Source organism: Paenibacillus sp. 32O-W, from assembly GCF_007679495.1.
Classification (GTDB): Bacteria; Bacillota; Bacilli; order Paenibacillales; family NBRC-103111; genus Paenibacillus_L; species Paenibacillus_L residui.
The window spans coordinates 21,559-36,733 of sequence record NZ_VEGP01000060.1 but is presented as its reverse complement, the minus strand read 5'-3'; the positions used below and the strand labels follow the sequence as shown (position 1 = coordinate 36,733).

At 48.2% G+C, this 15,175-nt stretch carries 11 protein-coding genes; 8 read left to right on the top strand and 3 right to left on the bottom strand.

Annotated elements, in window-relative coordinates:
- Positions 1-534 precede the first annotated feature (534 nt).
- Together FS806_RS19710 and htpG are read left to right on the top strand one after the other, a co-directional pair.
- Positions 535-1,560: a PTS sugar transporter subunit IIC gene (locus tag FS806_RS19710; protein WP_144940049.1), complete on the top strand. Its 1,026-nt coding sequence runs from the start codon at positions 535-537 to the stop codon at positions 1,558-1,560.
- Positions 1,561-1,678: 118 nt separating this feature from the next.
- Positions 1,679-3,571, top strand: coding sequence for a molecular chaperone HtpG (gene htpG / locus FS806_RS19705; RefSeq protein WP_144940047.1), 1,893 nt, complete (start codon positions 1,679-1,681; stop codon positions 3,569-3,571).
- 598 nt (positions 3,572-4,169) lie between these two features.
- Here the strand turns inward: htpG and FS806_RS19700 are convergent.
- Positions 4,170-4,700 carry a nitroreductase family protein gene (locus tag FS806_RS19700; RefSeq protein ID WP_144940045.1) on the bottom strand — a complete coding sequence of 177 codons (531 nt, stop codon included), beginning with the start codon at positions 4,698-4,700 and terminating at the stop codon, positions 4,170-4,172.
- Between the two features lie 261 nt (positions 4,701-4,961).
- Between FS806_RS19700 and FS806_RS19695 the strand changes: the two genes are divergently transcribed.
- The 3 genes from FS806_RS19695 (at position 4,962) to FS806_RS19685 (ending at position 8,024) form a co-directional block, all read left to right on the top strand.
- Positions 4,962-5,825 carry a GNAT family N-acetyltransferase gene (locus FS806_RS19695; protein WP_144940043.1) on the top strand — a complete coding sequence of 288 codons (864 nt, stop codon included), beginning with the start codon at positions 4,962-4,964 and terminating at the stop codon, positions 5,823-5,825.
- A gap of 269 nt (positions 5,826-6,094) precedes the next feature.
- Complete coding sequence (locus tag FS806_RS19690) at positions 6,095-6,832, top strand: glycerophosphodiester phosphodiesterase (RefSeq protein WP_144940041.1); 738 nt, start codon at positions 6,095-6,097, stop codon at positions 6,830-6,832.
- A gap of 4 nt (positions 6,833-6,836) precedes the next feature.
- Positions 6,837-8,024 carry an SLC45 family MFS transporter gene (locus tag FS806_RS19685; protein WP_144940039.1) on the top strand — a complete coding sequence of 396 codons (1,188 nt, stop codon included), beginning with the start codon at positions 6,837-6,839 and terminating at the stop codon, positions 8,022-8,024.
- A 39-nt stretch (positions 8,025-8,063) separates the two neighbouring features.
- Here FS806_RS19685 and FS806_RS19680 read toward each other — a convergent pair whose 3' ends face one another.
- A complete protein-coding gene (locus tag FS806_RS19680) occupies positions 8,064-8,264 on the bottom strand; it encodes a hypothetical protein (RefSeq protein ID WP_144940037.1) in 201 nt (66 codons plus the stop codon).
- A 317-nt stretch (positions 8,265-8,581) separates the two neighbouring features.
- Between FS806_RS19680 and FS806_RS19675 the strand changes: the two genes are divergently transcribed.
- Positions 8,582-11,005 carry a TOTE conflict system archaeo-eukaryotic primase domain-containing protein gene (locus FS806_RS19675; protein ID WP_260982180.1) on the top strand — a complete coding sequence of 808 codons (2,424 nt, stop codon included), beginning with the start codon at positions 8,582-8,584 and terminating at the stop codon, positions 11,003-11,005.
- Positions 11,006-11,563: 558 nt separating this feature from the next.
- Here the strand turns inward: FS806_RS19675 and FS806_RS19670 are convergent.
- Entirely contained in the window at positions 11,564-12,577 is a 1,014-nt protein-coding gene (locus FS806_RS19670) for an NAD(P)H-dependent amine dehydrogenase family protein (RefSeq protein WP_144940033.1), read from the bottom strand.
- 407 nt (positions 12,578-12,984) lie between these two features.
- Here FS806_RS19670 and FS806_RS19665 point away from each other — a divergent pair, with 407 nt between their 5' ends.
- Together FS806_RS19665 and FS806_RS25885 are read left to right on the top strand one after the other, a co-directional pair.
- Entirely contained in the window at positions 12,985-14,001 is a 1,017-nt protein-coding gene (locus FS806_RS19665; protein WP_144940031.1) for a TIR domain-containing protein, read from the top strand.
- Positions 13,998-14,168, top strand: a complete 171-nt coding sequence (locus tag FS806_RS25885) for a hypothetical protein (RefSeq protein ID WP_186328446.1) — start codon at positions 13,998-14,000, stop codon at positions 14,166-14,168. The genes FS806_RS19665 and FS806_RS25885 overlap by 4 nt, the downstream gene beginning before the upstream one ends.
- The last annotated feature ends 1,007 nt before the right edge of the window (positions 14,169-15,175 follow it).

The window sequence follows — 15,175 nt, the reverse complement described above, 5'->3', positions numbered from 1 at the left end:
TGTAGTTTATCCAGTTAGTTTGATCATTTTCGCCCATTCGCTTGAATCTACCTGTACAAAATACAGTTAGACGTGCCATTCCGCGGCAGCAACGATGCCTGCAGACGGTAAAATAGACAGATTTTCAAGGTAGATTAGTCGTTTTCTACAAAATGCCCCCATCTACCTGCATAAAATACAGTTAGTTCGCTTCTCTCGCGCTAAAACGACAACTAGGATAGCCGTAAATCTAGCGTTCTACCTTTCACATGACCCTTTGTAACCGATTCGCGCCCTTTGCGAAAGTTAATCTGAATCAGATAAAGAATCAGAAGAAGAATCTGAACAAAAGGTTGTTGAGAAACCCTGTTTTCTGCAAAGAAAGCGATACGAAAACCTAATATTACATGTTTTTTTTCATGCATTTGTCCCAAAAGAACTTTTTCAACAGCCTGAACAGCCTTCCTCTTGTTTCAATAGCGAAAGAAGGGTTTTGCAGCCAGGTTGTGGAAAAGGAAAGGTGGCAATTTATCCGTTACGTCTGGAGGAAGCGATATGAGCAGCTTTTTGAAACGGAAAGGAATTCAGCTTACCGCTAAAGCCTATATCATTGATGCGCTTAGCTATATGGCGCTGGGGCTTTTTTCGTCTTTAATCATAGGGCTGATTCTGCGTACGATCGGCGAGCAGTTGGGCTGGCCGCTCTTCTCGGAGATGGGTCAGCTCGCCATGAATTTGATGGGGCCGGCCATTGGAGCGGCGATAGCTTACGGTCTGGGGGCGCCGCCGTTGGTCATCTTTGCGGCTGTCGCGACGGGGGCCGCGGGAGCGGAGTTCGGCGGACCCGCCGGAAGCTATGTAGCGGCGTTAGTATCGGTCGAGCTCGGCAAGCTGGTCAGCAAGGAGACGAAGGTCGACATTATCGTTACGCCTTTCGTAACGATCATCACCGGTTTCCTCGCGGCCAAATTTGTCGGGCCTGCAATTTCGGGCGCGATGACCGCGTTCGGAGGCTGGATTGTATGGGGGACCGAGCAGAAGCCCATCCTTATGAGCATTCTGGTGGCGACCTTAATGGGGCTTGCGCTGACCGCGCCTATTTCCAGTGCCGCCATTGCGTTCATGCTGGATCTAAGCGGGTTGGCTGCAGGGGCGGCGACCATCGGCTGCAGTGCGCAGATGATCGGCTTCGCCGTCAGCAGCTACCGGGAGAATAAGGTGGGCGGCCTGCTCGCGCAAGGGCTTGGCACCTCTATGCTGCAGGTGCCGAACATCGTCCGCTATCCGCTTATTCTCATTCCGCCGACGGCGGCGGGAATGATTCTGGCTCCGATCGGAGCCACACTCTGGCCCATGTCGAACAATGCCGCAGGAGCGGGCATGGGCACCAGCGGTTTGGTCGGCCAGATCATGACCTTGACGACGATGGGCTTCTCCCCGGCGGTCTTCATTCAGATAGCCGTGCTTCATTTTATCGGCCCGGCGGCCATCAGCTTGATCGTGTCGGAATGGATGCGGAGCCGCGGCTGGATTCAGCCTGGGCAGATGCGGATTTATACCGGGGACCGCCCGTCCGGATAGTCGGTTCCATATTGACTTTATACGGAAGAAATGCTATAAAACAAGTGATTGGCACTCTTGTCATGAGAGTGCTAAAAACGGTTGATCGTAATACAGGAGCATGAAAGGAGAGAGAACCATGGCCAAAAAGCAATTTAAAGCCGAGTCGAAGAGACTGTTGGAAATGATGATCAACTCTATTTACACTCATAGAGAAATCTTTTTGCGGGAATTGATCTCCAACGCCAGTGATGCCATAGATAAGATTTATTACAAAGCGTTGAGCGATGAGCAAATGGTGTTCGATAAAGACAACTATTACATAAAGGTGAAGCCGGACAAGGCGAATCGGACACTGACGATTTCCGATACCGGAATCGGGATGACGAAGGAAGAGCTGGAGAACAACCTTGGTGTCATTGCGAAGAGCGGTTCCCTCGCCTTCAAGAAAGAGAACGAAGTGAAGGACGGGCACGAAATTATCGGGCAGTTCGGTGTCGGCTTCTATTCGGCTTTCATGGTAGCGGAGTCCGTCACCGTGATCAGTAGAGCCCTGGGCAGCAATGAAGCCTATAAGTGGGAATCCAAGGGCGCGGACGGTTACACCGTTGAACCTTGTGAGAAGGAAACGGTCGGAACGGACATCATTCTGAAGATCAAAGAGAACACCGAGGATGATCAGTACGACGAATATTTGGAAGAATACCGCTTACGGGCGATTATCAAAAAATATTCCGACTTCATCCGTTACCCCATCCGCATGGATGTAACCGGCTCCCGGCTTAAAGAGGGCAGCGAGAACGAGTACGAGGAATATCAGGAAGAGCAGACGATCAACAGCATGGTCCCGATCTGGAAGAAGAACAAGAGCGAGCTGACTCCGGAGGACTACGCCAATTTTTACACCGAGAAGCGCTACGGCTTCGACAAGCCGCTCAAGCATATCCATCTTAGCGTGGAGGGCACCATCAGCTATAATGCGATTCTGTTCATTCCCGAGAACATTCCTTACGACTTTTATTCCGCCGAGTATGAAAAGGGACTGGAGCTGTATTCCAGCGGCGTGCTGATTATGAACAAATGCCCGGACCTGCTACCGGACTACTTCAGCTTCGTCAAGGGGATGGTCGATTCGGAGGATCTATCCCTTAACATCTCGCGGGAGATGCTTCAGCATGACAGGCAGCTTAAGCTGATTGCCAAGAACATCAAGAACAAGATTAAGAATCAGCTGCAGAGTATGCTCAAGGAAGAAAGAGAGAAATACGAGCAGTTCTATAAACAATTCGGCAGACAATTAAAGTACGGAGTATACAGCGAGTACGGAAGCCACAAGGAGGAGCTGCAGGACCTGCTGATGTTCTACTCTTCCAAAGAGAAGAAGCTGGTCACTCTCGACGAATATGTATCCGCCATGCCGGAAGAGCAGAAGTATATTTACTACGCTTCCGGAGAATCGATCGAAAGGATCGAGAAGCTGCCGCAAACCGAGCTTGTCGCCGAGAAAGGGTATGAAATTCTGTATTTCACCGAGGATATCGACGAGTTCGCCGTCAAGATGCTAATGAGCTACAAGGAGAAGGAATTCCGGTCGGTGTCCAGCGGTGATTTGGGAATCGAGAGCGAGGATAACAAGGAGCAGGAGGATTCTCTGGACGAAGCGGACAAAGAGCTGTTCGAGCATATGGAGAAGCTGCTAGCGGGCAAGGTCAAGAAGGTTAGAGTATCCAGGCGGTTGAGATCGCACCCGGTATGTCTCTCCACGGACGGCGAAGTGACGATTGAGATGGAGAAAATTTTAAAATCGATGCCGAACAATCCCAATGTGCAGGCAGAGAAAATTCTCGAAATCAATAAAAATCACGAAGTGTTCCAGTCTTTAAAGGATGCCTTTGCCAACGATAAGGAAAAATTGGACCTGTACACCCATCTGCTGTACAATCAAGCTCTGTTGATCGAGGGGCTGACGGTAGAGGACCCTGTACAGTTCACCAATGATATCTGCAAGATCATGGTCTCTTCTGCCAAGTAAAAGGCAGCGGCATAGCTGCAGCAACGCGGGGCGGGGAAGCATGGACTTACAGGATTCCATGAACCTTGGAGCCCTTAGGATGGCAAAAGGGGTTCAAAACCCCTCGGAAGAATGGACGGAGAAGTGTATTCGCTGGCTGAAGAAACGAAGCCGGAGATCATCAATAAGTTCCTTCAATAGGTGAAGGATAGGCAGGCTTACGCGATTAGGCGTGAGTCTGCTTTTTTTGTAGGGGCGGAGCGAACGAGTGCGTTTGTATGAAAAATCGTACAAACGGCTGAGTAAATGTCACGATGGTCTCGCTTTTGTACGAAAATTATCCAGGCAGCCGTGTAAATGTCGTGATGGTCCGTTGAGTTGCAGCGAGCGAGAGTTGTAAGGGGAGGCCCGGTCCTGAACTTCCCCGACAGCAGCAGTCTCGGGCCAGCCAAGTCGGCTTACATATGCAACAGTAAAGTTTCCTGCTTCCTTGGCGACACCTTCCTCGGCGTGTACCGGCGGCGCTGTACGGCAGTGAGGAGGACCGCCTCCCCACCTAACAGAGAGCTGGACCGGTGAAGCACAACCCTATCGTTTCTTCAGTCCGCTTTTCTCTTATCTAATTCTCCTTATAGATTCCCTTGTGAAAAACGCGCTCCAACGGATACATCTCTTTGGCCGGCGGCTGAACGGCAGGGTACCCCAGGCCGATAATGGCGACGACACGCAGCTCCGGAGGGATGGCCAGCTTCTCGCGAATGAAGTTCTCCCGCCGGGAAGATTCGTCGCTGTCCTCCGAATGGTAGATCGCTCCCCATGCCGCTCCCAATCCGAGGGAAACGGCGGCAAGCCACAGATAGCCTCCGGCGAGCGTGGCGTCCTGCAGCCAATACTTGCTCTCCCCTGGATGGCCGAGAATAACATAAGCGGCCGCCGATTGCTCCAGCCACTTCATGTAAGGAGTGGCAGGCGTTAGCTGGGCAAGCATAGCGGGATCAGTCACCAAAATGAATTCACGAGAAGGCAAATTGTTGCCGGTGGGGGAATAATACATCGCCTGTGTCAACTGCTCCAGCACCTCGCTGGGAATGGGATCCGGTTTGAACCGGGTGATTTCCCGGCGAAGCTGGATTGCTTGCAGTACGTCCATACATTACTTCCTCCCTAACATAAATTTATTAAGGCAATCTCGGAGTTTAATGACGAGTTATCCTATAGATATTTATGGAATGATACCGATTTCCTTTTAGTTTACTGCCGCTCTGCAAAGATGTCAAAAGAAACAAAATGGCGGAAAACCCTAATAAAACGGCATACACCTTTTTAACGCAAGAAGGTATCTTTAACCAGCGTCAAGAAATATAGTCCATAGGGGACCTTTGATCAACTGAATAAGAAGGGGTATCAGCTTATGAATAATTTAAAATTTGTCCAAGGCTACAAGGCGGATGAACCTTATGGAAAGAGCCTGACGGGGCTTGCCAATCTAATTTTCGGCATAAATTTGAATAAGTGGGATAACCGGTACATTCCTTTTTCTTATATGGATGGTGAGGCCGTCGCAGCGAATGTATCGATCAATCTGCTCGATCTGATTATCCGGGGCGAGCGAAGAAGCGCACTGCAAATCGGAACGGTAATGACCCATCCGGATTATCGGAAGCGGGGGCTTTCTGCCCGTTTAATGAACCGGGTTTTGGATGAATACGGGGACAAATGCGATTACATCTATTTATTTGCTAATCGGAACGTTTTGGATTTTTACCCCAGGTTTGGTTTTGAGCCCGTAGAGGAGCACCAGTTTACTTTGGATTATTCCGCAGGGCCAAAGAAGGGGAACGGCATCCGCAAGCTGGATATGAATAATAGCGAACATGTTCGTTTACTTACTCATTTTACCTCGGAGAGAATTCCGGTTTCCCGGCGGTTTGGAACGGAACGTGCCCATGGTATATTAATGTTTTATTGCCGAAATATTTTTAATAACGATATTTATTATTTGGAACAGGAGGAAATTATGGCTATCTTTCAGAGGAGGGAAGGCCAAATCGATCTTTACGACTTGATCGGAAGAAGAGAAATCAATCTGGAAGCCATCCTTGCACAAATTTCGGATGAAGACACTCAAGAAATCGTGTTCCATTACACTCCCGACGACCAAGGAATGGGGATAACAAGCCGCTTGTTTAATGGAGATGAGGTATTGTTCGTAAAGGCAAACGGAAATAACCGCTGGCCGGAAAATTGCAAGCATCCCCTTACTTCTCAAGCTTGAATCGGGCTTCACTTAAATTGCCGCCAAGAGGGGCATCGAATCGGGATAGCTCAAATAGGTCGCAGTATAGATAGAGGAAGCTCACCCTCCTCATGATAATACGATGTAACCAAAGATTCCTATTGGCATAAAAAGCTACCACTAATACCGGGTTATTCGTCTTCGCCAAGGCTACGTTAGGAGCTTTTTTTACAAAATTACGGCTGGTTCCCGATTTGATCTGTTGTATAATGGATGAAAATGGTATTGGCGAAATGGAGGCTTGTGAATTGAAAGCGGTTTTAAACATTGCCCACAGGGGAGCATCCGGTTACTGTCCGGAGAACACTATGGCGGCTTTCGAACGGTGTATCGAACTCGGTGCGACGGCGATCGAAACCGATGTACAAATGACGGCCGACGGCCGATTGGTTCTGATTCATGATGAATCGCTGCAGCGGACGACGGGCTTGCCCAAACTGGTGAAGGATGTGACAGGGGATGAGCTGTGGGAGCTGGATGCGGGCTCCTGGTTTAGTCCGGCATTCAAGGGGGAGCGCGTTCCGACTCTGGAGGATTTGTTCGAGCTGGTTAAATCCCGTTCCCTCCAGGTGAATCTCGAGCTGAAGAACGGGGTCGTGCAGTATCCCGGTATAGAGGAGGCCGTTATAGAAGCGACCCGGAGGTTTGGAATGAGCGACCGGGTGATCCTCTCGAGCTTTAACCATTATTCCTTGGCGCACTGCAAGCGGCTGGCCCCGGAGATCCGGACCGGCATTCTCTATATGGAAGGCTTATACGAGCCGTGGGAGTATGCGGCGCGAATCGGTGCGTCTGCGCTTCATGCGTATCATTATGCGGTTATCCCGGAGTGGGTTTCCCAGGCGGCTGCACGGGGAATGGCGTATCATCCGTTTACGGTCAATGAGCCGGCTGAAATGCGCAGGCTGATTCAGGCCGGGGTAGCCGGCATCATAACGGACTACCCTGACCGTCTGGCAGAACTGCTGAAGACAATGGAGGATTAAGGGTATGAAAAAGACTTGGCTGCTGGGCTTCGGATTTTTCAGCATTAGCATTACCTGGTCGCTGTATAATGCTTTCGTCCCGTTCTTCCTCGATCCGTTCCTGCAAAGCACGGCCTTGATCGGCTTCATGATGACACTCGATAATTATTGTGCCTTGTTCCTGCAGCCATGGATCGGCAACCGCAGCGACAAGACGGTCTCCCGGTTCGGCAGGCGGATGCCTTATCTGCTGATCGGAATGCCGCTTGCTGCTTTGTTTATGATCCTCATTCCGCTTCATACCAATTTCATTACATTGGTGCTGTTCATGGTGCTGATGAATCTGGCAATGAGCCTGTACCGGTCTCCGACCATTGCGCTGATGCCGGATATTACACCGGAAGCGCAGCGGACCAAGGCTAATGGAATCATTAATTTCATGGGCGGGGTCGGGGCGATTATCGCTTTTGGCGGAGGATCGATGCTGTATAAAGCCAACCCGTCGTTTCCTTTCGTGGCGGCCGCCGCTATTACTTTGCTGTCGTTATTGATCTTGTTCCGTTTTATTAAGGAGAAGCGGGATTCCATTACATGGGCGGCTGCCGATACGGAGCGGGTCAAGCTGCTCGGGGAATTGGACCGCACAACGGTTCTGCTGCTGGCGGCGATTTTCTTCTGGTTCGTTTCCTATCAAGGGGTAGAGGCGCTCTTTACACTGTATGGAAAGCATCACATGGGGCTGGAAGAGAGTGCGTCTGCGTTCTCGTTAACGTTCTTTTCCTTGTTCTTCGTCCTGTTTGCGATTCCAAGCGGCTGGCTGGGCAACCGGTTCGGCAAAAAAACGATGATCCTCATCGGCGTAATCGGCTTATTTCTGGTGTTCGCCGCCATTCCGCTGATCGAAACGCTGGTTATGCTGCGGGTCATGCTGGCGCTCGGCGGGATTTGCTGGGCCTGCATCAATATCAACTCGTATCCGTTCGTCGTAGCCACCGGCAGCGAACGAAGCATCGGCACCCGGACGGGCTTGTACTACCTCGTCTCGTCGCTGGCCGCCATTTCTTCTCCGCCTCTGCTGGGTCTCGCCATCGACCATTTCGGCTACGGCTCGCTCTTCTTATGCGCCTCCGGAAGCATGCTGCTGGCCCTGCTGTGCCTGCTGCTCGTCAAGCATAACGGAAGCTCCTCGGTTTCTAGGACCGAGGCGGTTTAGCGACATTTCGCCATATGAACGCATAGGCTCGTATTTGCTTCAAACCTCAGGGGCCCGGCTTCGGACGGGTCCCTCGCTGGGCGGCAGATAATAGCCAAATTCCTGCGAAAATACATCAACTATGAAGAGAATTTGCAGGATAAGAAGCAAAGCCTGCAAAAATGCAGCAATTTTTGCCAATAACCGCCCTCCATCACTCGAACCGTAGAAAAAGATGCACTTTCGCAGGTTCTCAGCCAATGGCGAGCGACTCCCTGCAAAAAGATGCACTTTCGCAGTTTTTTTACATAGCAAACGAGAACGGCAGCGGAAACCTGAAAGCCAAAGAACGATCTAAAAAGTATCGGCATGTAAGTTTTGAAATGACTTTGGGAACCAGCAGCAGTGGAGTAGTGTTGTATTCCCAGCTTTAGTTAAAGGTTGACCATATTTAAACAAACCTCCCTTTTCCAATAAATGTATAAGTGGTCAGCTGCTTTGGCAATTACTCAAAATTCCCGTTACAATGAAATTACCTACTATATGAATTGCAAGGATGGGGAGTCGCATTGGACAACTTGCACGAACAGCTTCGACTCGCGCGGCTAGAAATCGAACAGCTTAAACGGGAAAATGAAGAGCTTAGATGTCAATTAAAAGCAATGATACCGAAGAAGATATCTGAAGATATAAGCCAGACCGTACACATAAACCAGACTGATCAAATGAATGATTCTTATGAGCAATTAGAGCCAAAGGGTGTTCATCGGTTCTCCCCAGCGGAAGATAAAATAGAGTTATTCCGGAGTTATTTTCGCGGCCGTGAAGATGTTTATCCCATACGCTGGCAGAATAAACAGGGGAAATCGGGTTATTCACCCGCGTGCAGTAATGAATGGACCACGGTTTGCCAAAAGCCAAAAGTGAAGTGCTCGGTTTGTCCTCATCAGGATTTCTTGCCCATTACTGATTCTGTAATATCCAATCATCTGGATGCTAGGGCTGACAGAACCATAGGGCTCTACCCTATGCTTCCGGATGAAACCTGCTGGTTTTTGGCCATTGACTTTGATAAAAATAATTGGCAAGAAGATGCAGCAGCTGTAATGCGTGTCTGTAAAGAAAGGCAGATACCTGCTGCTTTGGAGCGTTCACGTTCCGGAAATGGCGGACATATTTGGATCTTTTTCCAAGAGCCGATTCCTGCAAGTTTGGCAAGAAAACTTGGCACCGCTCTATTGACTCTTACAATGAATTACAGATATCAACTGGGACTAGATTCTTATGATCGATTGTTTCCAAACCAGGATACGCTTCCGAAAGGAGGATTCGGCAATCTGATTGCCCTTCCGCTCCAAGGAGGACCACGGAAAAGTGGAAACAGTGTTTTTGTGGACGAAGCCTTTCAACCCTATAAGGACCAATGGCAATTTCTTGCGGAATTAGAGAAAATGAATGAGAAAGATGTATTGAAATTTTTACGAATGAACGATTTGGAGGGTGACCTCTTTCAAATAGACATGGTGGACTCAGACGAGGAAGCACGGTTGCAGGAGTTGGAAGCCAAGCCTGCAAACTTTCATTTCCATGAGTCAATGCCTGAAATGGTGGAATTGGTTCTTTCTAATCGAGTATATATATGCAAAAAGGATCTTTCTCCGAATGTGATCAATCGATTAATGAGGCTGGCTTCTTTTGCAAACCCTGATTTTTATAAAGCACAAGCGATGCGACTATCCACTTTCGGGAAACCTAGGGTTATTTGTTGTGCTGAGGATCTTCCAAATTATTTAGCGTTACCCAGAGGATGCTTGCAGCAGATTATAGAATTCTTTAAACAAAATCATGTCTTTACTCAGATTAAGGATGAAAGGTTTGGAGGCACCTTAATAAAAACGGAGTTTTGCGGGACGCTGTCAACGCTGCAGGATGCCGCTGCAAGGTCCATTCTAGTGCATGATACTGGGATTCTATCGGCAGGAACAGCTTTTGGAAAAACTGTTGTAGCCGCCAATATTATAGCAAAGCGCAAAGTAAACACCTTGATCTTGGTACATCGTCGGGAACTGATGGAACAGTGGAAACAGAGATTGCAAACCTTTCTTGATTTACCGAAAGAATCCATCGGAATTGTTGGAGGCGGCAGGGATAAGCGCACGGGAATTGTGGATATAGCCATTATCCAGAGCTTAAACCGAAAAGGGGTAGTAAAGGATTATATTAGCGATTACGGTCAAATAATCGTAGATGAATGCCACCATATCTCTGCTTTCAGTTTCGAACAAGTGTTGGTCAAAGCCAAAGCGAAATATGTATTTGGATTAACTGCTACTCCGAAGAGGCAGGATGGCCAAGAAGCGATTGTAATGATGCAACTGGGGCCTGTACGAATGCGAATAGATGCCAAGATGCAGGCTGCTTCAAGAAGCTTTTCTTTGACCGTCAATCCTCGTTACACCTCCTTCCGGTTGCCACTCCATTCGGAGAAGTTGGGAATTCAAGAAGTTTTTCAGAGGCTTGTGGAAGATGAGGAGCGAAACACGATGATTTTTAACGATTTGCTGCATTGTTTGGATCAAGGACGCTCCCCTTTGTTACTTGTTGAGCGGACGGCACATGTGGAGTACTTTGAGAAACGGCTTATGAAATTTGCTAAAAATGTGATCGTTCTTCGGGGCGGAATGGGAAAGAAACAGCGGGAACATATCCGAAAGCAAATCGACAGTATTCCTGACCATGAAGAACGTCTCTTTATTGCGACAGGCAAACTAATCGGCGAAGGCTTTGATGATGCCAGGTTAGATACACTGTTTCTTGTTCACCCCATCTCATGGAAAGGCAAGCTGGAACAGTATGCAGGCAGATTGCATCGTTCTCACATTAACAAGAGCGAAGTACAAATTTACGATTATGTCGACGTTCAGGTTCCTGTATTAATGGCCATGTACAAGAAACGGGTTAAAGGATATCGTACTATGGGTTATAAAGGGGCGGAGTTATAGATCGTAAGTTATCCCCTTGGTAACCGCCATTAGAATCCAACGGCTGGAGCGAAGCACCGGTCCCTTTTTTGTTCTGAATTAGAATGCGGGAGAAACAGCGTTAATCTATAACCATAAATCTGTTTTTGCAGCAATTTTTATAAATATTTGAATACTCATTTCCAGTACAATAGTACTATAATAGGTTCTAGGTAAAAAATACTAGGAGAGACAGATATGGCTTACATGGTACCAGAAATCATTCCAAGGGGAGCGAACTCCGGGGAACGTATTTTATTCGAAACTCTAAAGGCTCATTTGCCTAGTGATTATATCGTAAAACACCAAACATATATATCGAAGTAGAAACGATAACTGAACAAACCGCCCTTATGGGGCGGTTTTTAGGTAGAAATTCAACATTAAATCTGAATTTCCGTAACAATTATAACGAGGTTGCGGGAGCATTAGCGATAAACCCGGTGTTATTAAGGCCTTTCAGATTCTGGTTATAATTTGACCGGGAATGCAGGATTAAGGTTTATCAGCTTCGCACACAAATTTTTGGCGAAGAAAAGGTTACCGTACATTCCTGGTTATTGGGATATCCGCCATGGTCAGCAGGCCGCTTCCCGAGAACGAATGAATCGTTCTTGCGGTACTGACGACGATGTTGGCCGTAGCGGTATCGCCAAAGATGCCGCCGGGAACGACGATATCCAGCTTGCCCATATCTGTAGTTTCCAGAGTAATCCGGTCTTCCTGCCCGGACCCTGCACACATAATCAGATCCAGCACGATCGGAATATGACCCGCGGCTAGTCCGCGGGATACTTGATGGAGGCCGATTACCTCATTTTTCTTGACGGGCCCCGCAGCCAGTTCGATGTCTTCTTCGGTAATGACCGGCTCAATAGTAGTAGTTACATCGGACAAGCCGAGATTCAATCCGTAAGCAATCAGCCGCAGCGATTCTTCCAGACCGACATGGCCGATGCGGTTTTGTTCCGCCAGCTGCTTGAACTGTTCCGGGGTCATACCGGCACCCACCTTCTTCTGCAGCGGAATTCGGCGCTTGGCCACATCCACCCGGCGGGATACATGGATTGCGGTAATGTCTCGGGTGACTGAAGTAATGAACAGGGCCAGGGAATCCATGACAAAGCCGGGATTAACCCCGGTGCCAATGACGATTTGCCGGCGATCACGGGCGTATTGGTCGATTTCCTGCGCCAGTTCAGGATAACGATGCCAGGGATAGGACAATTCCTCACAGGTTGAAACCACCGAATACCCGTGGTCCAACAGCTGCTTAATTTGCGGCCACACGCTAACCAGATTAGAACCGGTTGCATGAAGGGCGATTCTCCGGCCGCGAATCTGAGGAGTCTCGGCATCTTCTACCGTGGCTACAACCGATATGCCGGCATGCTCTCTTCCGGCTAATTCTCCGACATCCCGCCCGATTTTGACAGGATCAATATCCACCGCGGAAATCAGGCGGACGGATTGAGTCAGCAGGCAATTCTCGACGATCTTGATTCCGATCGGTCCCAGGCCATAGGGCAGGACTAGAATAGGTTCAGACGGCATTCGCTATTTCCCCTTTCCTAGAGAGCGTTTGGCAGCAGTGTTTGAAAACGGCTCATCGCATCGTTTAGTATCCAACTTTAAATGTTACGAGGATTTTGCCCCATTTTTTCCCATTATATCATTTCCGGTTATTCTTCGGCCATCGATATGAAAAAAATGATAGGTTATAAAACTAGCGTTTGATAGAGCCTAATATTCGAACCCGACACGAACTGAACGAATAGTATATGGGCAAATAACACCGGGAGATGTGATCCATGCAGTTATCATACAGGGCTGCAGCCCAAACCTTAGTAAAGGCCTGCACTTTTGCGGGTCTTTGCTGCTTCCCCCCTCATTCTAAGGTCCTGTCCATTCTTTTTATGTTATAATGTGGAAAGTAGATCATACCTTATCTGGGGGAGCGTATGAGCAAACCGGCCGTATTTATAGGATCATCCAAGGAAGCGATTCCTATCGTTAATGCCGTCCAGGAGGAGCTGGAGCATTTCGCCGTTGTCACTCCGTGGCATCGGGGAGTCTTTCAAGTGAATCGCTATACGATGCAGGATTTGGAGCAGCAAATGCAAGAGAGTGATTTTGCCGTGTTTGTTTTTCATCCCGACGATGTCACCAACTTCCGCGGCAAGCTGTATTATACTACCAGGGATAACACGGTCTTTGAAATGGGGTTGTTCTGGAGCAAGCTGGGCAGAGAACGCGTCTTCTTCCTCGTCCCTAAAGATATTCCCGAGCAGGAGGACGGTGATGAATCACGGATTGAAGGCTTCCGAACGCCTTCCGATTTATTCGGCATGACCACTCTCACCTATCCTTTTCATTCACAGAATTGGAATGCCGCCGTCGGCGTAGCCTGCGGGAAAATCGGCGGAATCATCGAACGGCTCGGCTGCAAAGAGCCTGATCCGTTAGTGCTTCTTCGGGAATCCGAGGAGGAGAGAGACCGATTATTGAAAATCATCGGTTTTTTTGAAGAATTGAATGATAAGGCAGCCTTGGATACGGCGTTATATAACAAAATGTGCAGAGCCCTCCGGCTTTCCTTCTTATCCAGCCCTTATACCGTGAGCGGAGCCGCCCTGTTCAAAGCGTTCGAAGACGTCATCCGGCAGGTCGGAAGCGACGGGGTAGGCCGGATCGGGCTGGAATATTCTCTTAATGCCAACAAGGACAAGAAGCCCGGGGATGAAATTATCCACGTCGTGGACGTTCATACGAATGGAAATGTCACGTTCAGCCAGCGCAACCGCAAATCTGTTGTGAAGGAATACATCTTATGTTATCCTTTAGCTAAGAGATACGTCTTTACTATTCATCTTAGAGGAACCACTCAGGTTACACCGCGGCATTTTGAAGAAATCTGCTATCTCAATAAACCTTTGTTGGATTCAATCCATGATTTGTTAGGAGGGGAATCAACATGAGCCATAAACCGAGGCAGGCATTCAGGAAATCTGCACTTAAGCCTTCCACGCTCAAGCATGACGAGGGAACCAAGATTGTCCTTGCACCTTCCTTAGACGGACACGATGAGATGTATACCGTCCTATTTGAGAAGAAGGCGGAATACGGAAAGCCTATATACAAGTAAGAAATCAAGCCGCATCCGCGAGGATGCGGTTTTTTACCACATTAGAAAGTTTAAGTTCATTAAAGCATTAAAAAAAATGGAACAACTTTCTTATTGGCATAAAAAGCTTCCTTTAAAACCGGGTTATTCGTCTTCGAAGAGGCTCCGTTAGGGGCTTTTTTTACTACTTAGATGGCAATCTATACGGTGTAATTGTGGTGCAGAACAAAGATTCCTATTGGCACTAAAAGCTTCAGCTGGTTATTTACTCAACTTTCGCAGAGCGAAAACCGGCTGTGCAAAAAGCAGCGGATTAAATACAAAAGTTGAAAAATAGAAAAACACCGCTTCGTTGGGTAAAGTGAGAGTGTCAAGCAATCACTACCATACCCGTCAACATCGTCTTTGTACGCCATCGTTCATCCGGGGCGGTGAAGACACCACAAAGACGAGCAAAAATACATTAAAATCGTGCCTTTTTCCAAAAAGAAGGCGAAAGACGGTCAAATGTGCAGGTCTTTTTCACAAAATGGGGCCATTTCGCAAAAATCGCTCCAAAGACGTGCATTATTGCTCTAGAATCAGGTATGTGGCGACTTTTCTTCAAAAAGACGTGCACTATCGCTCTAGAATCAGGTACTTCGAGGCTTTTCCCGAAAAGACGTGCACTTTTGCTTGAAATATAAGAAAGTATAAGTTTTCATCTTATACCTGTTCTTATATTTCATCGGTAAACGCGCCTGTCCAAAGGACGGCGATAGCCGTTTATCCTTGTCTTTTACACCATCCGGTGAACGATCCGGGGTTGTCCCAAAAAAAATTCACTATAAAACGAAAAATTCCGGTACTAGCGGTGCTGAAAAATCGCGAACTGGATTTTGGGGCAGCCCTTTTGTGAGTTGTTCCTGGGCCATAATAACCCCGACAGGCTACGGCTTACTCCGCAACCGCGATACTAGGTATCGACACTTCGGCTTCCGCATCATCCTCATACGAAATTGAGCTATCCGCCAAAACGTGCGGTTTTA

Coding starts and splice junctions, on each gene's coding strand:
- FS806_RS19710 (WP_144940049.1), top strand. CDS start 535: ATGAGCAGCTTTTTGAAACGGAAAGGAATTCAGCTTACCGCTAAAGCC.
- htpG (WP_144940047.1), top strand. CDS start 1,679: ATGGCCAAAAAGCAATTTAAAGCCGAGTCGAAGAGACTGTTGGAAATG.
- FS806_RS19700 (WP_144940045.1), bottom strand. CDS start 4,700: ATGGACGTACTGCAAGCAATCCAGCTTCGCCGGGAAATCACCCGGTTC.
- FS806_RS19695 (WP_144940043.1), top strand. CDS start 4,962: ATGAATAATTTAAAATTTGTCCAAGGCTACAAGGCGGATGAACCTTAT.
- FS806_RS19685 (WP_144940039.1), top strand. CDS start 6,837: ATGAAAAAGACTTGGCTGCTGGGCTTCGGATTTTTCAGCATTAGCATT.
- FS806_RS19670 (WP_144940033.1), bottom strand. CDS start 12,577: ATGCCGTCTGAACCTATTCTAGTCCTGCCCTATGGCCTGGGACCGATC.
- FS806_RS19665 (WP_144940031.1), top strand. CDS start 12,985: ATGAGCAAACCGGCCGTATTTATAGGATCATCCAAGGAAGCGATTCCT.
- FS806_RS25885 (WP_186328446.1), top strand. CDS start 13,998: ATGAGCCATAAACCGAGGCAGGCATTCAGGAAATCTGCACTTAAGCCT.